Here is a 20,547-nt window from a genome sequence, read left to right as displayed (position 1 = left end):
ACGGCCGTATTCGGGCGCTAATCTGCCACGATGACCCCATGACCTCCCTCTTTGGTGCGAGGATCTGATGCCGATGAACGCGCGGGTGCTGGTCGTCGAGGACGACGAGGACATCCGGATGGCCGTGTCCGCCGAGTTGCGCGCCGCCTCGTTCGCCGTGGACGCCGCCGGTTCGCTGGCGGCCGCGGCCGCGGCACTCGACGCGACCGGGGGAGCGCACGACTGCGCGGTCTTCGACCGGATGCTGCCCGACGGTGACGCCATCGGCTTCGTCGACGAGCGCAGGCGGCTGGGCTGGGCGGTGCCGGTGCTGTTCCTGACCGCGCTGGATTCGAGCAGCGCCCGGATCGAAGGATTCGAACACGGCGGGGACGATTACCTGGTCAAACCCTTCGTGATGGCGGAACTGCTGGCTCGCGTGATGAACCTGTGCCGCCGCCGGGACAGCAGGCCGCCGGTGCTGCGCCACGCCGACCTCGAAGTCGATTTCGCGCGCTGCGAGGTCCGCCGGGGCGGCGTGCTGCTCTCCCTGAGCAACCGCGAATTCGCGATCCTCGAGTACCTCGCGACCCGCCCCGGGATGGCGGTGTCCCGAGCGGATCTCGTCGAGCACTGCTGGGATCTCGAGAACGAACCCACGGCCAACGTCGTCGACGCCGTCGTCAAACGGCTGCGCCGCAAACTGGGCGAGCCCGATCCGGTGGAGACGGTGCGCGGAGTCGGGTTCCGGCTCTCGTGACCGACACCGAGACCTCGTCAGGGCGGCTGCGACGGCTCCGCGGTCTGCTGACGCTGCTGTTCACCGCGATGAACGCGCTCGGCCTGGTGGTGCTGGCGTGGTTGCTGATCGAGGCGGACGCCGATCAGGGCAGGCAGCGGCTCGACAGCGACGTCCGCCAGGTCTCCGCGACACTGGCCAGGCTGATCGCCGCGGACGGCGGCGCGATCGTCACCGCCTACATCGGCACGGACACGGTGAACGGGCAGTGCCCGCAGTTCGCCGTCCTGTCCGGCACCGCCCCGCGCTTCGAGCCTCATCGCAGCAAGCGCGAGTGCGTCCCCGTCGACGACGAGCTGCTGAACCGGCTCGCGACCGAGGCTACCGGCACGACCCTCTCGAAGACCGGCTACGAGCGGACGGCCGCCGGCCGGTCCGTCTACGTCGCCGCCGATCCGATCAAGGACACCGCGGAGCAGATCGTCGGCGCCGTCGTCGTGGTGGCCGACGCCGAAGTCGTCGGCGAGCAGCACGACGAGTGGACGTTGCTGGTGATCGGCGGCTGCGTGCTCCTGGTGCTCGGGCTCGGCGGCGCCGGGTACTTCATCGCGGGCCGCGCCATGCGCCCGGCGACCGCGGCGCTGGAACAGCAGAAGTCGTTGCTGGACGGCGTTTCCCAGCTCCTCGACGGCGTCGTGCACGACCTCAAGACGCCCGTGGCCGGCTTGAGGGCGCTGGCCGAGACGGCGTCGCGGAACCCGGCCGCGCAGGCCGAGATGTTGCCGCGGACCATCCGGCTCGCCTCGATGATGGGAGACATCATCGATCTCTGGCCGAGCCGTGCCCGGGTCACCGCCGGGGTCGAGAAACCGGCCATGGGGCCGTTGATGCTCGATCAACTGGTCGAGATGGTCGTCGAGGACATGCCCGCCGACGGGGCCCGGATCTCGGTCACCTCCGTGCCGACCCGCGTCGAGGGCGACGCGACGTTGCTGCGGCGCGCGGTCGCGAACCTGATCGGGAACGCGGTGAACCACGGCCGCGCGCCCGGCGAGGAGGCCGACATCCAGGTCACCGTGCTCGACGGCAGGGTGATCATCGCCGACCGAGGTCCCGGCGTCGATCCGGACGGGGCGGCGGAACTGTTCGAACGGTTCGTCAGCGGCGGCGGATCGACCGGGATCGGTCTCGCCGTCGTCAAATGGGTCGCCGACATCCACGGCGGCACGCTGCGCATCTACAACCGTGACGAGGGCGGGGCGATCTTCGAGCTCGCCCTGCCCATGGGGGGACCGGTGAGCACGCCATGACGCCGGACGAACGCGTTACGCTACCGGATGTGATCCGTGCAGGTAAGGGGACCGCCGGGGCGCGCTGGCGGGCAAGGGCTCCGATCGCGTTGATCGTCGCGGGCTGTGTCGCGGTGGTCGGCATCGCCGTGGGCGGTGCCGCGAAGCCGCTGCCCGGGCTGGACGTGGTGCCGACCGGACACTGGATCTACAACTCCCTGCTCGGCAAGGCTTTCCACATCGACGGGGCGGGCAAGCGGGCGGACGCCGAAGTGAGCGTCCCCGGCGCGGGCGCGGACAGCCAGGTCGTGCAGGGACCGACGCAGGGGTACGTCGTCAGCCCGGGGAAGAAGACCGTCGAATTCGGCAAATCGACGTTGTCGGTCGAAGGCAGCCATCCCGCGGCCGCTCCCGAACGTCCGGTGACCCTCGAAGTGCGAGGCGGGCCGTACGCCGTCTACCGCGAAGCCGGAACGGTGAGCCGCTTCGGCGACCATGCCGTCACCGTCAAGGCCGGGGGACCGCTGGGGACTCCGGTCGCGACCCCGGACGGGCGGCTGTGGCTCCACCGGCTCGACACCGGGCTGTTGTGCGAGCTGGCTCCCGGCTCGGAGCGGCTGTCCTGTCCTTTCGTGATTCCCCAGGGGCACAAGGGTTCTCTCACCGTCGTCGGCGACACCGCGATGTTCGTGGACACCACCGACGACACCGCGCGGACGGTCGCTGTCACCGGCCTCGGCGATCCGGTGAAGCTCGGCGTCGAGGTCCCGGAGACCGCGGTCGCGGCGTCGAACGACGTCGAGGGCCGGGTGGCGATCCTCGACCCGCAAGGCGCGCGACTGCATCTGGTGGACGCCGCGCCGCAAGCCAAGACCGCACCGGTGACCGTCGGCCTTCCCCCGGGTGATTACGCGGGCGTCGCCGCCTCGCGGACAGCCGTCGCGGTGGTCGACCGCACCAGCAAGACGGTGCGGACCTTCGACCGTGACGGCCGGGAGCGGGACAAGAAACCGATCCCCGGCGAGGGCGGCAAGCCCCCGGTGCGCGGCCAGGACTCCAAGGTCTACGTCGACGGGGTGGACGGTTCCCACGTGCTGGTGGTGGAGCACGACGGCGCGGTGAACGAGGTCCCGGTGACCGGCGCTCCCGATCCCGCTCAGGACCCGAAACCGGTGGCTCCGCCGCCGCCCCGGAACCCTCCGGACGCGCGGGGACCCGTCACTCAGCCCCAGCCACCGCCCGTGCCGGCCGGGAAGCCGGACCGGCCCGTCGCGCCGCAGACGACGAAGAAGCCACCCCCCGTCGCGGCGAGCCCGCCGGGTGCGCCGCGGTCGGTGACGGCCACGCCGGGCAACGCCTCCGCGACCGTGCGGTGGAACGCCGCGGCCGCGAACGGCGCCGCCGTGACCGGCTACCGGGTGACCTGGTCCGGCGGCGAGACCACGGTCGGCGGCGGCGCGCGGACGGCGTCGATCACCGGGCTGGCGAACGGTGCCTCGTACGTCTTCACGGTGGCCGCGATCAACCGCGCGGGAACGGGGCCCGGTGCCAGTTCCGCTCCGGTGACACCCGTGGTCCCGAAGCCGCCGAGTGCCCCCGGCAACGTCGCCGCGCAACCGGAGGGCAACGGCGGCGCGCTCATCACCTGGACGCCCGCGACGGCGAACGGCTCGCCGATCACCGGCTACCGGATCTACTGGTGCCCGGACAGCGAGGGCATCGACCAGCCGCATGACCCGCCGGACTGCGGCGAGGCGACCGTCCCGGCGTCGGCGCGGCAGCACGTGGCCGATTTCCTGTTGGTGGGCACCGAACTCCGGTTCTACGTCGAGGCGATGAGCGCCGCGGGCAACGGCCCGGCTGGGGACGATCCGACGATTCCCGAGGGACGGCCGGACATCGAGGTGACGCAGCGAAACGGGATGGTGCGGCTGGTCGCCAGGACGATCACCGAGAGCGCGAACTGGAATGCCACGCTCCCCGTCGTCGTCACCGGCCCCGGCTGGGAAAAGGAGTTCACGATCAAGCTCACCGGCCAGCACAACACCGGGACGGATCTAGTCCGCTATCCCGGCGCCAAGGGGGATCGGGTCACCGTGACGCTGTATACCAAGGTCTACGGCGAGATAGTGAAGACGATCACTTGGAAATGACGGGCACGAAACAGGGGGCACGATGAACCAGCCGGCCGCGACCGGGGTCTATAAGGCGGTCGCCGAGAACGTGCAGCGCGTGCTGCGCGGCAAACCGGACGTCGTCCGGCTCGCGATCGCGGCTTTGCTGTCCGAAGGCCACCTGCTGATCGAAGACGTTCCTGGCCTGGGGAAGACGACGCTGGCCCGCTGCCTGGCGCGCAGTATCGGCGGGAGCTGGAACCGGATCCAGTTCACGCCGGACCTGCTGCCCGGTGACGTGACCGGAGTGATGGTCTACCACCAGAACAACGAGAAATTCGAGTTCCATCCAGGCGGGATCTTCGCCAATATCGTCCTCGCGGACGAGATCAACCGCGGTACGCCCAAGACCCAGTCCGCGTTGCTCGAGGTGATGTCGGAGCGGCGGGCGACGGTCGATTCGGTGCCGCACGAGGTACCGCATCCGTTCCTGGTGGTGGCCACGCAGAACCCGATCGAGATGGAGGGCACCTATCGCCTGCCCGAAGCGCAGCTCGACCGGTTCATGATGCGGATCTCCGTCGGCTACCCCGATCACGACTCCGAGGTCCGGGTGCTCATGAGCGACTGCGCGCGGGTCAGCCCGGACGAACTTTCGCCGGTGGTGGACCTGGAGACCCTGCGCCGTGCCATCGACCAGGTGCGGGACGCCTACCTGGATCCCGCGATCTGTTCGTACGCGGTACGGCTGGCTGCGGCGACCCGGGACCACGCGGCGGTCCGCTACGGTGCGAGCCCGCGCGGCAGCATCGCCCTGGTCCGTGCGGCGCAAGGGATCGCGGCGACCGATGGCCGCAACTACGTGACCCCGGACGACATCAAGTCCATCGCGAAACCGGTGCTGGCCCATCGTCTGGTGCTCACCGCCGACGCCGAGCTCAACCAGCGGTCCGCGGCCGACGTCGTCGACGAGGCGCTGGCGGCGACGCCCGCGCCCGCCATCAACGCGGTCTGAGCCGAAGACGGCGGATGAGGATGCGACTCACAGGACGCGGCACCGGATTGCTGGTCGCCGCCGTGTTGCTGTACGGCGCGGGCGAACTGGCCGGATACCCCTTGCTGCGCGTGCTCGCGGGAGCCGCGGTCGGCGCGCTGCTCGCCGGGGTGGCGCTGGCGATCCGGCGCCCGCGGGTCGCGGTGCGGCGCGACGTTTTCCCGGACCGCGTCGAACGCGGACGTCCGGCGATGGCGCGGCTGCTGGTCGGGAACCCCGGAACGCGGCGGCAGGCCGGGTTCACGGCGCGGGAGCACGGGGAACACGGCGCCGAACTGGCCGTCACGGTCCGCCCGCTGCCACCTGGTGGTGAGGCGACGTATCACTACGAACTGCCGACGCGGCGGCGCGGACGGTTCACGGTCGGGCCGCTGATCCTGGAGCGTGCCGATCCGCTCGGCCTGGTCCGCCGCCCTCTGCCCGCCGGTGACACCGCGACGCTGTGGGTCTACCCGAAACTGCATCCCGTGCGCGCGCTCGCGACCGGTCATCCCCGCCACCACCATGACGGACCGACGACCGACGATTCGCTGCACGGTTCGGCGGACCTGCGGGACGTGCGCGAATACGTCGTCGGAGACGAGGTCCGTCACCTGCACTGGAAGGCCACGGCCAGGACCGGGCAGCTGATGGTCAGGGACTACGTCGATCCCGATCACCCGCGATTCACGCTGCTGCTCGACACGCGGGCGAAGGTGTTGTCGGAGAACGAATTCGAGGAGGCCGCCGAGCTGGCGGCGTCACTGGTGAACGCGGCGGCGACGGCCGGGCACCGCTGCCGCCTGCTCACCTCGACCGGCGAGGATCTGACGACCTTCGGCGGCGCGCAGGCGGCGAGGCGACTGCTGGACGTGCTGTGCGAGGTCGGCCAGGACCCCGCCGCTGACCGGCCGATGATCCCGGTTTCGTTGTCGCGCAAGGGAGTCCGGGGTGGCTGCCTGGTCGTCGTGACCGGCAGGGCCGGGCCGGATCTGCGCGGACTCGCGGTCGTCCGGCCGCATTTCTCGTCGGTGTACGTGCTCGGGGTGGGCACGCACGGCCTCGGGATGGACGGGCTCGGCGTGCACGGTGTCGAGGGCGTCCCCCGTGCCAGGCGGGTCAGTGCGGCGGACGCGGCCGAGGCGGTGAACCGATGGAACGAGCTGGTGTCGTGACCCCGCGGATCGCGGACGTCGCCGTGCTCGCCGCGGCGGCGATCGGAGGGCTGCTCTTCGCGCCGGTCTTCGGCCTGACCGCGTTGCTCCTGCCGATCGGCGCGGTGGTGCTGGTGATCTACGGCGTCACCGAACTCGGCAGGCGGTTCCCGAAAACCGTGCCGTGGCGGCCGGTGATCGCCGTCCTGGCGGGCCTGCTCGCGGTGATCGAGACGGCGCTGCCGGGAACGACGGCGGCGGGGATCCCGACGGGGGAGACGCTCGCGGTGCTCGCCGCCGGAGCCGTCGACGGCTGGCAGCTGACCCTGCGGACGACCTGGCCAGCCCGGCCGGAACCGGAACTGATCTCGTTCGTGCCGCTGGCCGTCCTGGTCGCCGCCGTACTGGGGATCGAACTGCTGCACCGGCTGCGGCGACCACTGATCGCCCTCGTGCCGGGGTTGCTCGTCCTGGCGCTGAGCCAGGCCTACGTCGCGGTGACCGGTGCCGCCGCGGTGGCCACGGGCGTCGGCTACGCGGTCATCGCCGGCCTGTTGCTCGTCAGCGGTGGTGGGACCGCGGTGCCCCGGTTGCTGAAGCTGGTCGCGCCTGCCGTGGTGCTCGGCGTCGTCGGCGCGCTCGCGCTGGCCGTGGCCGATCCGCTCGCGCGACCCGCGTACTCCTTGAAGGACGACGAATCCGTCCCGCTCGCCGAGGAGTCGGTCGCGAGCCCGCTGTCGGAGATCGCGTACCGGACCAAGAATCCGTCGCCACAGGTGTTCCGCTACACCGGAGACACCCCGGCGTCCCGGCGTTGGCCGTTGGCCGTCCTGGACGAGTTCGACGGCTCGAACTGGTTGCCCGGTGGGGGTTTCCGTCGCCTGGGCGCGGAAATCCCGCCAAGGACGGGAGAGGAAGTCCCGGCCGCCAGGCGTCAGGCCACGATCGAGATGACGGCTCCGTCCGGACCGTGGCTCCCCGGCCAGACGTCGCCCGCGTCGGTCACCGGGGTCGACGCGCTCGTCGACGAGACACGCGGAACCCTGGTCGCCGCACAGCTGTCGCCGAGCTTCCGCTACACCCTCGGCTGGTGGGAACCCCAGGTCGGTCCGGAAGACCTGATCGGCGCGGGAACGGATCCCGCGCTCCCGGGTGGTCTCGGCGGTCTCGGCACGGTTCCCCCGGAGATCGGCGAACTCGCCGACCGGGCGCTGCCGCCCGATCTGCGGCCGTCGTTCCAGACCGCTGTCGCGCTGGAGCGGTACCTCGCCGGAAACTACCGGCTCGCCACGGGCGACGACCTGCCGACCGGGCACGGCTGGCCGCAGCTGCGGCGGTTCCTGATCGACGGTGACAAACGGGGCACGAGCGAGCAGTTCGCCGCCGCGTACGTGGTGCTGGCCCGGCTGAAGGGAATCCCGGCGCGGCTCGTCGTCGGCTACCGCGCGCCGGAACGGGCCGAAGCCGACGGCTCGCACGTGGTCCGCAACGCCGACGTCATCGCGTGGCCGGAGGTCGCCGTGGCCAAGGTGGGCTGGGTTCCGCTCGACCCGTCCGGCACCGCCGCGCAAAGCGGATCCTCGGCCGCGACCGGGATCGCCGCCGCCGTCGCGGAGGTGCGGACTCAGCTCCCGCCGGTGCAGAAGATGGAGAACCCGCCGCTGCCGCCCGGGGAGTCCGAAGAGGACACCGCGTCGGGCACGGGGAACTGGCGGACACCGGCGATCATCGCCGGCGTCGGGCTCGTGGTCCTGCTGGTGCTTTGGGGCGCGGGCGTTCCCGGGGTGACCGCGTTCCGCGCCTGGCGGCGACGTCGCAAGGAAGGCCGGGCGGCGGTGATCGGTGCCTGGGCCGAGGCCAGGGACCGGCTGCGGGCACACGGTCTCCGGGTGACCGCCGGGATGACCGTGCGGGATCTGGCCGCCACCGCGGGAGTCTTCGGCGATCAGTCCACAGTGGAGGGTCTGCACTCGCTGGCGAGATCCGTCGACGCCGCGCTGTGGTCCGGAATGGCACCGGACGTCACCCACGAGGCGTGGGCCGCGGTGAAGACCGTCCGAAAAGGACTCAGGCGGCGGTCTTGGGCGGCGAGGTTGCGCGCGGCGATCAACGTCCGCGTCCTGTTCCCGCCGCGCGCCGCTTGAGGTGAGGCCCCTGCCCCGAACGTCCCGCGTGACTGGATGGACGTCACGCGTGACCAGATGGACGACACGCGTGATTGAACGGACGACACGCGTGATCAGACGGACGACACGCGTGACCAGACGGACGACGCGTGTGATCAGATGGACGACACGCGCGTGGCCGGGCTCCGCCGCGAGTTGTCCGCTCAATCACGCGTGTCGTCCGTCCAATCACGTGTGTCGTCCATTCGATCACGCGAAACCGCCGGCGGGAGAGACCACGTTGCGAAAGCCACTTTCGCAACGTTGAAGGTTGCGAAAGTGGCTTTCGCAACCTCCTGCGGACCTTCGCGCGGCGGAAGCCGGAGAACCTCAGGACCGAAAGCGACACGGCACTTCGTCTACCCGGCTCAGGGCTTGCAGACGGCGCCGCGAAGCGGCTGGAATTCGCTCTCGTAGGTGCCCTGCGGGCTGCTGCCCTGGATCTGGAAGCAGTACCGCAGGCCCGGCCGGACCTCGATCCGCCGCTGCTTGGTCCGCTGCGTCAGGATCACCTGAGGCTCCGCCCTGCCTTCCTCGGCGAGGATGATCGCGAAATCCAGTTCGGCGTTCGACGTCCACGACAGGTCGACGGAGGTTTCGTGGTCGACGGGCGGGGCCAGGTGGATCTCGACCCCGCTCGACGGGGGAGCGGTCGTGGCAGGCGGCACCGAGGGCGCCTCCCCGCCGCCGGACAGGAGCCACGGTACGGCGACGGCACCACAGATCACGGCCAGAATCGCGGCCGCGATGCCGTATTTGCGCTTCGATGCCGCGGTTTCCGGCGGCGGTCGCTCCGGGCGGGTCGGCTCAAGCACGAGGATCGGTTCCGCGGGCAGGTCGAGCGGGATGCCGGCTTGCGCCGCCGCGAGTTTCCGGTGCAGGTGCTTCAGCCGGGCTTCAGGGTCTTCCGGTCGGCTCTCCGGGTCCTTGGCGAGCAGGTCGCCGACGAGCGTCACGAGCTCGTCCGGGACCTCCGGCCGGGTGATGGGTGCGACGGGCTCGGTCAGCACGCGGTGGATCCGGGTGCCGGGTTGCTCGCCGACGACCGTCCTGTGTGGAGGGTAGCCGGTCAGCGCGAGGTACAGGACCGCGCCCAGGCCGTACCGGTCGGTTCGTTCGTCCATGGTCTGGTCGCGCACGGTCTCCGGGGCGGCGAACTCGAGGCCGTGCAGCGGGTCACGGGGGAACCGTCGCCTGAGCGCCAGTCCGAAGTCGGCGACGACGGGCTCGCCGGTGCGCCGGATCAGGACGTTCCCGGGCGACACCGAACCGTGCACCACGCCCGCCCGGTGCGCGGCGGACAGTGCCCGCGCGACCGTTTCGCCGATGATCAGCGCGTCCTGGATCGGCAGGGGTTCGGCCAAGGTGGCGAGGGACCGGTCGCAGCGCGGCATGCGCAGCGCTGTCCGGCCGTCGGCGAGCTTGCCGATCTCCTCCACCGGGAGAATCGACGCGATACCCGAGAGCGCGGCCCGTTCCCGGTCCAGTGCCGCCCGGGTCTCCCGGTCCAGCGAACCCGGGTACACCTTGAGCACCGTATCGCCGGGGCCGGGCACGATGGTGCTCATATGACGGCCGGATCCCCTCTCCACCGCGGACCCGTCCACGGTACAACAGAGCCCCGGCTCAGTTCCGGCAGATCGCGCCCCGGATGGGCCGCGGCGCGCTTTCCTGCACCCCGCCGCCGTCGGTGATCTGGATCAGGAAGCAGTACTTCCGGCCGGGATCGACGGGGACCTTCATCGTCCGCTGCTGCCGGACGATCATGGTCTTGGCCTCACCGGTGCCGTCCGCGACGACGACGGCCGAGTCGAATCCGTGCGGTGCCCGCCAGGTCAGCTCGACCATCGAGCCGTGGTCGATCGGTGCGTCCAGTTCCACCCGTGGTGCCGGTTTCGGGCTGGTGCTCGTCTTCGGCGGACTCGGTTGTGCCTGGGCCCGCGGCGGTGGTTCCGTCGAACCGGAGTAGAGGAACCAGGCAGCGGCCGCGAGCACGGTGGCCGCGCCGATGGTGAGCACCGGCCAGGCGGACTTCTTGCGGGGCACGGGTGCCGATACCGGTTCCGGTCCGATGGTCACGAGCGGGAACCCCTGGATCCCGCCCGACACCACGACGGGTGGTTCTTCGTCCATAATGGACTGTTCAGGCCCCAGCGCGGCGAGGATCTCCTCGACCACCGCCGCATCGGCCGGACGGGAACCGGGGTCTTCGGCGAGGAGGTTCTCGGTCAGCGCGAGAAGATCGATCGGCGCGTCCACCCGGTGCAGTTCCGGCCGGTCGGGCCCGGGCGGAAGGCCGGTCAGCGCGAAGTGAAGCACAGCACCGAGCCCGTAGAGGTCCGCACCTTTTCCCTGAGGCCCTTCCGGGGCGAGGAAGTCGCTCCCGTGGTCCGGATCGCGGACGAACACCGGACGCAGGGTGCGTTCGAAGTCGTTGATCACGGGTTCACCCGACGCGCGGAACAGGACGTTGGCGGGGGTGAGCCTGCCGTGGACGATCCCGGCTTCGTGCGCCGTCGCGAGCGTCGACGCGATCGCGGAACCGAGGACGAGCGTGTCCGCGACCGGCAGCGGGCCGGTGTTCTCGACCAGATCGAGCAGTGATCCGGTGCAGAGTTCGCTACGGAGCGCGCACCGGCCGTCGGGCAGGTCTTCGATGGCTTCGGGAACCAGAACCTGACCGTCCAGCGCGGAAAGCCGCTCCAGTTCCTGCTCCAGCCTGAGGCGGGTGCGCTCGTACAGCCTGCCTGGGAACACCTTGACCGCGACGTCGCCTTCGTCCGTCGGCACGGCGAAGACGGCGCCGGCCGATCCGCTTCCGAGCGCTTCCCCGTCCTCCGGTCGCATTACCGCAGAGTAGTCCCGAGAGGGCGATCACGGGAGTGCGGATGAACCGCCGATGTACCGGCACTGAACCCTCGCGCGCCACGCTGCTTCTCAGCAGCGACGCCACGGATCAGCGAGGTGGGACGGATGAAGCAGAAGAACAATCTCCGGCGGGCGGCCGTCTACGGCGTCGCCGGTCTCGCCACGGCGGCCATCGGCGCCACCACCGCGAACGCGATGGTGGACGACCGGCCCGACGAAAAACCGGTACAGGACACCGCGCAGGCGGCCAAACCGCAGCAGGTCCACGTCCAGGTCCCGGAGCCTGCCCCGGCCTCGACGAAGCAGGCGGTGCCCCAACCCAAGCCTGAGCCGCGAGCCGAGCCGGACGCGCCGCGGAAGGTGACTCCGCCGCCGGTGGTGGCCCCGGTCGTGCCGGCGCAGGCGCCCGTGGCCCCGGTCGTCAAGCAGGCCGCTCCGGTGCAGCGGGCGGTGAAGACCGCGCAGACGGTCAAGAAGGTGGCCCACCCGGTACCGGTCGTGAAGAGGGCGGTGGCCGTCAAACCGCGCGTGGTGAAGACGGTCGCGCCGAAACTGTCGAGTGTTCTCCCGGAGAAGAAGTTCGTCGTTCGCGCCGCGGTGGCCGAGACGGCTCCGCGCACGATCCGCGAGCAGCTGCAGGTCAAAGCCAAGGCCGTCGACACGGCGAACGAAGCGGTGGAGCGCGCGAGCAAGGTGCTGGACAAGGCCAAGGACGACCTGAAAAAGGCCAAAAACGACCTGAAGAAGCTCCGGGAGAGCGCCAAGAAACTGAAGGATCACGACAAGCCGGTCAAGATCATGACCGGCGACCGGGACTGAGCGCCATGACCACGACCCGCGCCGAACGACCGGCGCTGTCGCTGTGGGCGGCGTTCCGGAAGTTCTCCGTCCCGCGCACCCCGCAGCCCCGGTATCTGGTGATCCCGGAAGAGGCCTGGCTGGACCAGCGACCGTCCATTCCGGACACCGAAGAGGACGGGCAAGCCGAGTACGACTACTACCTGGAGCACGAAGACAAGCCGCTCAGCAAGAGCGCGGTCACCGGCTTCGGCGGTGGGACCGCGTCGCTGGTCTTCGGGGTGACCACCGGACTGGTCATCGCCACCCCTGTCGGCATCGCCGTCGGTGTGGCCGCCGGGATCTTCGGCGGCTTGATGGGCCGTTCGCTGGCCGAAGAGTTCTACGAACGCCGTCACGAAGACGAACCCCGGCTGTGAACGTCACAGCAGGCAACAGGAAATCGAGGTATCCCATGAACATCAAGCGTGTAGGCGTGCTCGGCGTCGCAGGCCTGACGACCGCCGCCGTCGGCGCGTGGACATTCGGCGCCTTCGACGGCACGGACGAAGCGACCGCGTCCGCCGCCCCCGCCGCCGCCCCCGCCCCCGCCGCGGCCACCGCACCGAAACCGGTCGCCGCCCCGCAGCAGCAGGCCGCCCCGGTCAACCCGCTCGTCCAGCAGGTCGCGCCGCCCGCCGCGGTCCCCGCGGCTCCGGCCGCGAAACCGGTTCCGGTCAAGAAGGTGGCCAAGATCAAGCCGGCCGCGGTGACGGTGAAGAAGGTGGAACGCCAGAAGACGCGGCACCCGGTGGTCAAGGCGGCCGTCACCAAGGACGGCCGCGTCCAGCTCCCGCCCCGGGTGATCGTGGTCGAGAAGCCCGCTCCCGTCGTGCCGGAGAGCTCGAAGAAGATCATCGAGTCCGTCGCCAAGGCCAACGGCTCGCTGGACACGGCCAAGAAGCTCATCGACAAGGCGGGGGACGAGGTCAAGAAGGCCAAGGGCGAGCTGGACAAGGCGAAGAGCGAGCTGAAGAAACTCAAGGCCGACAAGCACAAGCACAGCAAGGACAAGGGTAAGAACACCGAGAACCGGAAGCAGGCCAAGCCCGCGCCAGTGAAGGGGACGGGTACCGGGCACGTGTCGGTGGACAGCAAGGGCCTGAAGCCCGGCCAGACCCGGACGGCCACCACGTCCAGCCCGGACGGCTCTTCCTGGTCGAGCGCCACGGTCACGGTGAAGTAGCGCCGAACGCGAGAGCGGCGATTCGGGATCGGACCCGAATCGCCGCTCACGAGCAGATTGTGTCAAGCGGCCTGACGGCAGCCGGTGGCGTGGCCCAGCAACGCGGTCCGGTGCGCGTCGGTGAGGGCGGCTCCCGGTTCGACCCCGAGCTCCCGCACGATGATCGCGCGGGCGCGGCGGAAGGCGGCGAGCGCTTCGCTGCGCTGACCGGTTTCGTTCAGCACCATCACCAGTCTCGCCCAGGCGTGCTCGCGCAGTGGGTCTTCGTCGATCAGGCCGTGCAGGAGCGAGACCGCGTCGAGATGCCTGCCGAGCGCGTGGGCGGCCTCGGCCAGGTCTTCGCGGATCTGCGTGTGAAGACGTTCCAGCCGGGCGACTTCGGCGAGGGCGTCCGGGGTCCGCAGGCCCTCGAACGGCGTACCGCGCCACACGTCCAGCGCGGCGGTGAGCAGTTTGGCCGCCCGCTCGTGGTCGCCTTCGCGGAGAGCGTCACGGCCCTCGGCGAAGTCGCGGCCGACGTGGTCGATGTCGGTGTCCTCGCGGTCGACGACGATCCGATACGCGCCGGGCCTGCTCTCGATGCGTGCCCTGTCCGCCGCCGGTGCCAAAGCGCGGCGCAGCCCGCAGATGTAGGACTTCAGGTTGCCCGCGGCCGACGCCGGTGCGGCCTGGCCGGGCCAGGCCGCGTCGATCAGCCGGTCCACGCCGACCCACTTGCCGCGGTCGAGCAGCAGCGCGGTCAGCACGGTGGTCGGCTTGCCCGGCTTGATCGCGAGCGGCGAGTGCCCGGGTACGGTGACCTCGATCGGTCCGAGGAGCTGGAAGAGCATCGGATGTCCCCCCGTGGCGTGCTTGTGCTGTCTGCGGACAGCGTGCCCGACACGGTATTAGGATTTCATGACAGTCTCCGGGGACCACGGACGGCGACGTAGGCGAACAGGCCGCCCATCACGACGGCGCCCGCCCAGATGACCTGCTGCCATCCGTCCACAAAGGACTGTTGGGCGGCGTGGATCAGATCCTGCGCGCGCGAATTGGCGTTCTCCGCCGCCGCGACGGCGTTGGCGGCACCCTCGCAGGCGTTGTCCGCGGCTTCGTGGGGCGCGAAGCTAACCGACCCTTGCCTTCAGGGCATACACTCTTGCGCATGACGCAAGAAGATGGGGATCTGGACAGCCTCGTGCGCAGACGCATCCGGGCTCTGCGGGTGGCGCAGGGCTGGTCCTTGGAGGAACTGGCCGCCCGCGCCCACCTCAGTCAGTCGTCCCTGAGCCGCATCGAGAACGGGCAGCGCCGGCTCGCGCTGGACCAGCTGGTGACACTCGCCCGCGCTCTGGACACCACGCTGGACCAGCTCGTGGAGACCGCGACCGACGACGTGGTCACCAGCCCGTCGATCGACGGACCCCACGGCCGGATGCGCTGGAGCATCAAGGCCGACCCCGGCATGAGCGTGGTGCGGCACCGCATGACCGAGCCGCCGCCCGAGAACCCGGCTCGCATGCGTGCGCATCCGGGACGCGAATGGCTCGTCGTCCTGTCCGGTACCGCGGTTCTCATGCTCGGCCACCGCCGCATCCGCGTCGAGACCAACCAGGCCGCCGAGTTCCCCACGATGATGCCGCACGCGATCGGCGCCGAGGGCGGTCCGTGCGACGTCTTGGGCATCTACGACCGCGACGCGCGCCGCGGTCATCAGCGGGAGAACGACTCCGACGGTGACCCTGAATGACGATGTCTTGCGCCTCGGGCAGCGTTAGAGGCCTTCGCCTTGCGTAAACTGGGATAAGTCGTGCCGCAGGCGCATAGTCGCATTACCGTGAAGTCATGAACCGAGCCCAGCACGCAGGCCAGCACCCGAACGACGCCGATGGACTGGCGGAGAGCCTCGACCTGGATGCCGAGGTGCTCGCCGAGCACACGGCCGCCATCACCGCATGGCTGCCGCTGAAGACGACTCCGCGGGAGATCGTGGATCTGGGCTGCGGCACGGGCGCGGGCACCTTCGCCCTCATCGACCGCTTTCCCGACGCGCACGTCACTGCCGTCGACGCCTCCGTCGAATACCTGCAGCGTGTCCTCGCGAAGGCGTGCGCACGGGGCATCGAAGAGCGCGTGCGCACCGTGCAAGCGGACCTCGACGAAACCGTGTGGCCCGACCTCGGCTCACCGGATCTGGTGTGGGCTTCAGCTTCCCTGCACCACATGGCCCAGCCCGACCGCGCGCTGCGTGCCGTCCACGACGTGCTCGCCCCCGACGGCCTGTTCGCCGTCGTCGAACTCGCCGGTCAGCCGCGGTTCCTGCCCGAGACCGCTCCTGAAGGCGCGCCAGGGCTGGAGGAGCGCGTCCACGCCGCGGTCGACCGCCTCCACTTCGGGCACCTGCCCCACCGCGGCGCCGACTGGGGCCCGATGCTGACCGCCGCCGGATTCACGGTCGAGGGCGAACGCACCGTCACGGTGAACGTCGAAGGTTCCCGCAACGCCGCGATCGGCCGCTACGCGCACGGAATCCTGCAGCGCGTCCGCGGCGTCGTCGCCGAAACGCTCACCCCCGAGGACCTCGTGGCACTCGACCGGCTACTCGACTCCAGCCGGCCGGAGGGCATCCTGCACCGCCACGACCTGACCGTGCGCACCGAACGCACCGTCTGGGCCGCACGCCGAACCTGACGAGCGGCGGGACGCCTGATCGAACCAACGGCCGCCCGGCGGTTGCGCCGACGGAAGACCGGAAATCCCGGTGCTCGACCGTAGTGTTCGTGCGGTGACGGAGCTACCGCACGAGATCGTCGAGCACTATCGGTCGACCGACGAGGGCCAAGAGATCGTTCGCCGGCATCTGCCGGACGGCCCCCAGCGCGTGCTTGACATCGGCAAAGCCACCGGTGTGCTCGCCGCGGACGGCCACCAGGTGACGCTGTTCGACATCGTCCCGGAACATGTCGCCGCTGCCCGGCGACTGGCCGGCCGGACGCCGGGAATGACCGCTTCCCTGGCGGACGCCCGCAGCTTGCCGGTGCCGGACCGAAGCTTTGACGCCGCGCTCCGGCTGGGCCCGCTTTATCACCTCACCGATCGAGCCGACCGGCTTACGGCTTTGCGCGAAGCCCGCCGTGCGGTTCGGGACGGCGGCTGGATATTCGTCGCGGCGATCTCCCGCTTCGCCTCGTTGTTCGATGGCCTCGCCCGCGGTTTCCTTTTCGATCCGGAATTCCGGCGGATCGTGCGCACCGATCTGGCCTCCGGTCGGCATCGCAATGAAGGCGACCATTCCCAGTGGTTCACCACGAGCTACTTCCACCATCCCGACGAGCTGCGTCAGGAATGCCTCGACGCGGGACTGAGCGTGCTCGACGTGGTGGGTGTCGAGGGGCTCGCGGGCTGGCTGCCGCAGCTCGCCGGCCGATAGGATCGAGGCGGCCAGAGCCGTCGAAAGCGAACCCGCACCGCTCGGGCTGAGCAGCCATTTGCCGGCGATCAACCAGGCGCCGTCCTGATCTCCCGTAGCGGATCGCCCGGTGATCAGTCGTGTGCACGGCATGGACGGCGAGGTTGGTCACCACACAGCCCGCCGCCTGGCACAAGGCGATGCCGCTGGTGAAAGGCACACAAATGGACAGTCCTTTTCAGACACGCCCGTTGCGCCGGGGAGAACGGTGTGGTCTGGTAACCGAATCTGTGGTCAGGAGCGGGTTCGAGTGAGCGCGCGGTCGCGGCCGGTGAGGAGGCGGGGGTGTCGTTCGTTTTGGCGCGGCTGCTGACCCGCTGGGTGTTGCAGCAAGGCTGGATGCTTCCTGTCGTCGTGGTCGTCTTCGTCTTCGCGACCAGCTGGCCGCTGATGGTGCTGGCCGAACCCGCGGGAAGCGAGCTCGTCCAGGCGGGGAATTACTGGTGGTACTTCGTGGTCACGGCCGCGACGGTCGGATACGGCGACTTCTCGCCGGAGACCACCGCGGGGCATTTCGTCGGGGCCTATGTCATCATCGGCGGGATCGCGACGCTCACCACGGTGTTCACCAAGCTCGCTTCCAGGCTCGAACAGGCGAAGGGACGGCGGATGCAGGGGATGGAAGCCGTACGGGCGAGCGGGCACACGCTCCTGATCGGCTACACGCCGGGCCGCACCGAGCGCATCGTCGCACAACTTCTCGCCGACGGCGTGACGGGACTCGTCCTGTGCGCGAGCGACGAAGTGCAGGTTCACCCCATGCCGTCGCAGCCGGTGGACTTCGTCCGTGGTGAGCCGACCGCGGCCGACGTGCTCGCGCGGGCCGCGGTCGGGGCGGCGGGCACCGTCCTGGTCGACATGGGGGACGACAACGAGGCCTTGGCCGTCGCGGTGACCGTGGACCACGCGAACCGGTCGGCGCATGTCGTGGTGACGTTGCGGGACATGGAAAAGTCCGAGCTGGTCCGTTACGTGGACCCGCGGATCAAGTGCGTGCAGTGGCACACGCCGCGGATGGTCACGGAAGAACTGACCTCCCCGGGAATCGCCGAGGTCTACTCCGAGCTGATGACGGCGGGCGGGGCCGGGACGTACTCGGTCAGCCTGCCGAAGTCGCTGGGGCGGCTGAGCACCGAGAAATGCCGGCTGGCACTGGGCCGCGCCTTCGGTGCCACGGTGCTGGCCGCACGGACCGACGACGACCTGGTGGTCAATCCTTCGTGGGACGGCGATCTCCCGGCCGGATCAGTGCTCTACTACGTCGGCCCCCGGCGTCTCACCGACGCGGAGATCGAAACGGCTCTGCGCGGCCTCGGCGGCTGATGCAGCGGGCTGTGCCGCCGCTCATCGGTCGCCCAGCACCCGGAGCACGCGGAATCGCGCCAGGCGGTGCAGCATTTCGCCCATCGCGTCGGGCCGGATCTGACCGTCGAGGTCCGCGCGGGCCGACCGCACGATGTCGTCGACGGCCGATTCCGGCAGGGAGGCCGCGAATTCGCGGGAGAGCCACTCGCGAACCTCTTCGGTGATGTCGTCCGTTCGGGTCATGTCCGTCTCCCCTACGACGATTCCCTTCATTGTGTCGGTGATGCCGGGGGGTGAACCTGACGACTGCCTGACATTTGCGGCGGAGGAGTGCGGGCGGTCACGCTGTGGCCTCCGGGAGTTCGACGACGAAGCGGGCACCGCCGCCGGGCCGGTCCTCGACCCACACTGTGCCACCGTGGCGGTGGACGTGGTCGGCGACGATGGCCAGCCCGAGGCCGCTTCCGGTTTCGCGGTCGCGGCGTCCGGCGTGCAGACCGCGCGCGAAGCGTTCGAAGATGCGTTCGCGCAGCGCGGGCGGGACACCGCTGCCGGCGTCATCCACTTCGATCCTCGCCCGATGGCCGTTCCTGCGGACGGTCACGGCGACGGCGCCTTCGCCGTACCGGTCGGCGTTGTCGAGCAGGTTGGTGACGACCCGGTCGATACGACGGCGGTCGGCGGAGACGAGTGGGGTTTCGGGATCGGTTTCGACGTGCACTCCGGCGGCGTTCCTGCTGCCGATGACGTTGCGCACGAGGGCGTCGAGATCCACCAGTTCGACCGAGTCTCCGGTGTCGTCCTGATCGGCCCGGGATATCTCCAGCAGATCGACCACCATCCGCTGGAAGCGGTGCAGTTCCGAGCTGAGCAGCCCCAAGGCCTTGCGGGCCGTTTCGGGCATGGCGTCCTGCCTGCGGACCATCACCTCGGTGACGTTGATCATCGTGGTGAGCGGTGAGCGGAGCTCGTGACTGACGTCGGCGGCGAAGCGTTTGTCGCGGCGGACCCGTTGTTCCAGTTGCTCGGTCGTGGTGTTGAAGCTGGTGGCCAGCGGGGCGAGGTCGGGGTCGTTCTGGTGGGGGAGCCGTGTGGTCAGATCTCCTCGTGCGACGCGGGAAGCGGCTCCTCGGAGCGCGGCGAGCGGGCGAAGGGCTCGTTTGGTGGCCCAGGCGCCGAGAGCGACTCCGAACAGCGCGGCGACGACGGTGCCGGTGATCAGCAGGAAGCTGAGGTACCGGAAGGTGCGATCGAGTTCCAGCAAGGGATACAGCTCGACGTAGATGCGGCGGTCGCTGCCCACCGGGGTCGCGATCGCGAGCACGGGGATGCCGTCGGCGGTGAAACGTTGCCGTGCCGTGACGCCGTTACGCGCGCTCTCCAGGAGATTCGCGGGCAGTGCCGCCGGCTGGATCTGTCGTCCGCTGGTGAACCAGCCGTCCGGTCGTGACAGCAGGATCGACGAGTCGGGGCTGCTGGCGAGCCCGGTCAGCAGTTCGTCGAGATTGTCCGAGTGTTCCGCCAATGCCTTGTCGACCAGGCCGACGTTGACTTCGGATTGCCGGGCGGTGCTCTGCTCGCGCTGGTCGAGCATGTAGCCGGTGGTCAGGTTCCAGGTCGCGACACCGAGCACCGTCATCACCAGCGCGAGACCGAGGCCGAACGCGGCCGCGACCCGCCAGCGCAGGGAAAGCCGGCGCGACGCGGAGCGGGCCGCCGCGCGGGTCATGAGCCGGAGGCGATTCGGTAACCGCGTCCGCGCACGGTCAGCACCAGCGTCGGATTGTCGGGGTCCGGTTCGATCTTGCGGCGCAACCGTCTGATGTGGACATCGAGGAGTCTCGTGTCGCCGAAGTAGTCGTGGCCCCATACGCGTTGCAGCAATTGCTCACGGGTGACGACCTTTCCCTCGCCCGACGTGAGTTCGGTCAGCAGACGGAATTCGGTGCGGGTCAGGTGAACCGGTGCCCCGTCGCGAAGAACACTCTCCTCATCGGGCCGGATCTCGAGCCCGCCCACGGTGAACCGGAACGGGGGAGGCGGCGCGGCGCGGCGGAGCAGTGCCCGGATCCGTGCCGCGAGTTCCCCGGCGACCAGGGGTTTGGTGACGTAGTCGTCCGCGCCTGCTTCGAGGCCCGCGATGACGTCCTGGGTGTCGGTGCGGGCGGTGATCACGATGATCGGCAGCGCGCCTCGATCGCGCACGGACCGGCAGACCGTCAGGCCGTCGATGCCCGGCAGCATGAGGTCGAGCAGGACGACGTCGAACTGGACGCGTTCGAGGAGTTCGAGACCGTCCTCGCCGGTCTCCGCGCACTCGATTTCGAAACCTTCATCGGCGAGCGCCAGGCTCAGGGCTTCGCTGATCATCGCGTCGTCTTCGACGAGAAGTACACGAGTGGACACCGGCGGTACCTCCCTTCCGTG

The 20,547-nt window shown here is 70.0% G+C and carries 19 protein-coding genes; 13 read left to right on the top strand and 6 right to left on the bottom strand.

What is annotated here, in order from left to right:
• Positions 1–67: 67 nt before the first annotated feature.
• From ACLJQ7_RS28985 to ACLJQ7_RS28960, 6 genes are read left to right on the top strand one after another with little or no spacing between them, the layout of a single operon-like run.
• Positions 68–739 carry a response regulator transcription factor gene (locus ACLJQ7_RS28985; RefSeq protein WP_410651320.1) on the top strand — a complete coding sequence of 224 codons (672 nt, stop codon included), beginning with the start codon at positions 68–70 and terminating at the stop codon, positions 737–739.
• Entirely contained in the window at positions 736–2,028 is a 1,293-nt protein-coding gene (locus tag ACLJQ7_RS28980) for a sensor histidine kinase (protein WP_410651319.1), read from the top strand. The genes ACLJQ7_RS28985 and ACLJQ7_RS28980 overlap by 4 nt, the downstream gene beginning before the upstream one ends.
• A gap of 29 nt (positions 2,029–2,057) precedes the next feature.
• Positions 2,058–4,160 carry a fibronectin type III domain-containing protein gene (locus tag ACLJQ7_RS28975; RefSeq protein ID WP_410651318.1) on the top strand — a complete coding sequence of 701 codons (2,103 nt, stop codon included), beginning with the start codon at positions 2,058–2,060 and terminating at the stop codon, positions 4,158–4,160.
• Between the two features lie 22 nt (positions 4,161–4,182).
• Entirely contained in the window at positions 4,183–5,136 is a 954-nt protein-coding gene (locus ACLJQ7_RS28970) for an AAA family ATPase (RefSeq protein WP_410651317.1), read from the top strand.
• A gap of 20 nt (positions 5,137–5,156) precedes the next feature.
• Positions 5,157–6,329 carry a DUF58 domain-containing protein gene (locus ACLJQ7_RS28965; RefSeq protein WP_410651316.1) on the top strand — a complete coding sequence of 391 codons (1,173 nt, stop codon included), beginning with the start codon at positions 5,157–5,159 and terminating at the stop codon, positions 6,327–6,329.
• Positions 6,308–8,452 (top strand): transglutaminaseTgpA domain-containing protein, encoded by a 2,145-nt coding sequence (locus ACLJQ7_RS28960; RefSeq protein ID WP_410651315.1) that lies wholly within the window; start codon positions 6,308–6,310, stop codon positions 8,450–8,452. Before ACLJQ7_RS28965 ends, ACLJQ7_RS28960 begins: the two co-directional genes overlap by 22 nt.
• A 389-nt stretch (positions 8,453–8,841) precedes the next feature.
• Here the strand turns inward: ACLJQ7_RS28960 and ACLJQ7_RS28955 are convergent, their stop codons facing one another.
• Both ACLJQ7_RS28955 and ACLJQ7_RS28950 read right to left on the bottom strand, forming a co-directional pair.
• Complete coding sequence (locus tag ACLJQ7_RS28955; RefSeq protein ID WP_410651314.1) at positions 8,842–10,041, bottom strand: serine/threonine protein kinase; 1,200 nt, start codon at positions 10,039–10,041, stop codon at positions 8,842–8,844.
• A 58-nt stretch (positions 10,042–10,099) separates the two neighbouring features.
• Entirely contained in the window at positions 10,100–11,320 is a 1,221-nt protein-coding gene (locus tag ACLJQ7_RS28950) for a protein kinase domain-containing protein (RefSeq protein ID WP_410651313.1), read from the bottom strand.
• A gap of 126 nt (positions 11,321–11,446) precedes the next feature.
• Between ACLJQ7_RS28950 and ACLJQ7_RS28945 the strand changes: the two genes are divergently transcribed.
• The 3 genes from ACLJQ7_RS28945 to ACLJQ7_RS28935 are packed head-to-tail and all read left to right on the top strand — an operon-like array spanning position 11,447 to position 13,364.
• Positions 11,447–12,160: a hypothetical protein gene (locus tag ACLJQ7_RS28945; RefSeq protein WP_410651312.1), complete on the top strand. Its 714-nt coding sequence runs from the start codon at positions 11,447–11,449 to the stop codon at positions 12,158–12,160.
• 5 nt (positions 12,161–12,165) lie between these two features.
• Positions 12,166–12,558, top strand: a complete 393-nt coding sequence (locus tag ACLJQ7_RS28940) for a hypothetical protein (protein ID WP_410651311.1) — start codon at positions 12,166–12,168, stop codon at positions 12,556–12,558.
• A 35-nt stretch (positions 12,559–12,593) separates the two neighbouring features.
• Positions 12,594–13,364, top strand: coding sequence for a hypothetical protein (locus tag ACLJQ7_RS28935; protein ID WP_410651310.1), 771 nt, complete (start codon positions 12,594–12,596; stop codon positions 13,362–13,364).
• Positions 13,365–13,426: 62 nt separating this feature from the next.
• Here ACLJQ7_RS28935 and ACLJQ7_RS28930 read toward each other — a convergent pair whose 3' ends face one another.
• On the bottom strand, positions 13,427–14,194 hold the full coding sequence (locus tag ACLJQ7_RS28930) for an AfsR/SARP family transcriptional regulator (protein WP_410651309.1): 768 nt from the start codon (positions 14,192–14,194) through the stop codon (positions 13,427–13,429).
• 317 nt (positions 14,195–14,511) lie between these two features.
• On the opposite strand from ACLJQ7_RS28930, the gene ACLJQ7_RS28925 reads away from it, so the two are divergent.
• The 4 genes from ACLJQ7_RS28925 (at position 14,512) to ACLJQ7_RS28910 (ending at position 18,138) form a co-directional block, all read left to right on the top strand.
• Complete coding sequence (locus ACLJQ7_RS28925; protein WP_410651308.1) at positions 14,512–15,096, top strand: helix-turn-helix domain-containing protein; 585 nt, start codon at positions 14,512–14,514, stop codon at positions 15,094–15,096.
• Between the two features lie 95 nt (positions 15,097–15,191).
• The gene (locus ACLJQ7_RS28920) at positions 15,192–16,037 is read left to right on the top strand and encodes a class I SAM-dependent methyltransferase (RefSeq protein ID WP_410651307.1); all 846 of its coding nucleotides are present in this window, start codon (positions 15,192–15,194) and stop codon (positions 16,035–16,037) included.
• Positions 16,038–16,131: 94 nt separating this feature from the next.
• The gene (locus ACLJQ7_RS28915) at positions 16,132–16,776 is read left to right on the top strand and encodes a class I SAM-dependent methyltransferase (RefSeq protein ID WP_410651306.1); all 645 of its coding nucleotides are present in this window, start codon (positions 16,132–16,134) and stop codon (positions 16,774–16,776) included.
• Positions 16,777–17,100: 324 nt separating this feature from the next.
• Complete coding sequence (locus ACLJQ7_RS28910) at positions 17,101–18,138, top strand: ion channel (RefSeq protein WP_410651305.1); 1,038 nt, start codon at positions 17,101–17,103, stop codon at positions 18,136–18,138.
• A gap of 21 nt (positions 18,139–18,159) precedes the next feature.
• Here the strand turns inward: ACLJQ7_RS28910 and ACLJQ7_RS28905 are convergent, their stop codons facing one another.
• From ACLJQ7_RS28905 to ACLJQ7_RS28895, 3 genes are all read right to left on the bottom strand, one after another.
• Positions 18,160–18,363, bottom strand: coding sequence for a hypothetical protein (locus ACLJQ7_RS28905; RefSeq protein ID WP_410651304.1), 204 nt, complete (start codon positions 18,361–18,363; stop codon positions 18,160–18,162).
• Between the two features lie 97 nt (positions 18,364–18,460).
• A complete protein-coding gene (locus ACLJQ7_RS28900; RefSeq protein ID WP_410651303.1) occupies positions 18,461–19,849 on the bottom strand; it encodes a sensor histidine kinase in 1,389 nt (462 codons plus the stop codon).
• Positions 19,846–20,526, bottom strand: a complete 681-nt coding sequence (locus ACLJQ7_RS28895; RefSeq protein WP_410651302.1) for a response regulator — start codon at positions 20,524–20,526, stop codon at positions 19,846–19,848. Before ACLJQ7_RS28895 ends, ACLJQ7_RS28900 begins: the two co-directional genes overlap by 4 nt.
• Positions 20,527–20,547: the final 21 nt, after the last annotated feature.

The sequence above is a fragment of the Amycolatopsis sp. cmx-4-54 genome, from assembly GCF_046548895.1.
Lineage (GTDB): Bacteria > Actinomycetota > Actinomycetes > Mycobacteriales > Pseudonocardiaceae > Amycolatopsis.
The sequence above is the reverse complement of the archived record's forward strand: the minus strand, read 5'-3'. Positions and strand labels throughout refer to the sequence as shown.

Excerpts from the sequence above, each read along its gene's own strand:
- ACLJQ7_RS28950 (WP_410651313.1), bottom strand. The coding sequence starts at position 11,320 with ATGCGACCGGAGGACGGGGAAGCGCTCGGAAGCGGATCGGCCGGCGCC.
- ACLJQ7_RS28905 (WP_410651304.1), bottom strand. The coding sequence starts at position 18,363 with ATGACCCGAACGGACGACATCACCGAAGAGGTTCGCGAGTGGCTCTCC.
- ACLJQ7_RS28920 (WP_410651307.1), top strand. The coding sequence starts at position 15,192 with ATGAACCGAGCCCAGCACGCAGGCCAGCACCCGAACGACGCCGATGGA.
- ACLJQ7_RS28935 (WP_410651310.1), top strand. The coding sequence starts at position 12,594 with ATGAACATCAAGCGTGTAGGCGTGCTCGGCGTCGCAGGCCTGACGACC.
- ACLJQ7_RS28945 (WP_410651312.1), top strand. The coding sequence starts at position 11,447 with ATGAAGCAGAAGAACAATCTCCGGCGGGCGGCCGTCTACGGCGTCGCC.
- ACLJQ7_RS28955 (WP_410651314.1), bottom strand. The coding sequence starts at position 10,041 with ATGAGCACCATCGTGCCCGGCCCCGGCGATACGGTGCTCAAGGTGTAC.
- ACLJQ7_RS28985 (WP_410651320.1), top strand. The coding sequence starts at position 68 with ATGCCGATGAACGCGCGGGTGCTGGTCGTCGAGGACGACGAGGACATC.
- ACLJQ7_RS28940 (WP_410651311.1), top strand. The coding sequence starts at position 12,166 with ATGACCACGACCCGCGCCGAACGACCGGCGCTGTCGCTGTGGGCGGCG.
- ACLJQ7_RS28925 (WP_410651308.1), top strand. The coding sequence starts at position 14,512 with ATGACGCAAGAAGATGGGGATCTGGACAGCCTCGTGCGCAGACGCATC.
- ACLJQ7_RS28900 (WP_410651303.1), bottom strand. The coding sequence starts at position 19,849 with ATGACCCGCGCGGCGGCCCGCTCCGCGTCGCGCCGGCTTTCCCTGCGC.
- ACLJQ7_RS28970 (WP_410651317.1), top strand. The coding sequence starts at position 4,183 with ATGAACCAGCCGGCCGCGACCGGGGTCTATAAGGCGGTCGCCGAGAAC.
- ACLJQ7_RS28960 (WP_410651315.1), top strand. The coding sequence starts at position 6,308 with ATGGAACGAGCTGGTGTCGTGACCCCGCGGATCGCGGACGTCGCCGTG.
- ACLJQ7_RS28930 (WP_410651309.1), bottom strand. The coding sequence starts at position 14,194 with ATGCTCTTCCAGCTCCTCGGACCGATCGAGGTCACCGTACCCGGGCAC.
- ACLJQ7_RS28965 (WP_410651316.1), top strand. The coding sequence starts at position 5,157 with ATGCGACTCACAGGACGCGGCACCGGATTGCTGGTCGCCGCCGTGTTG.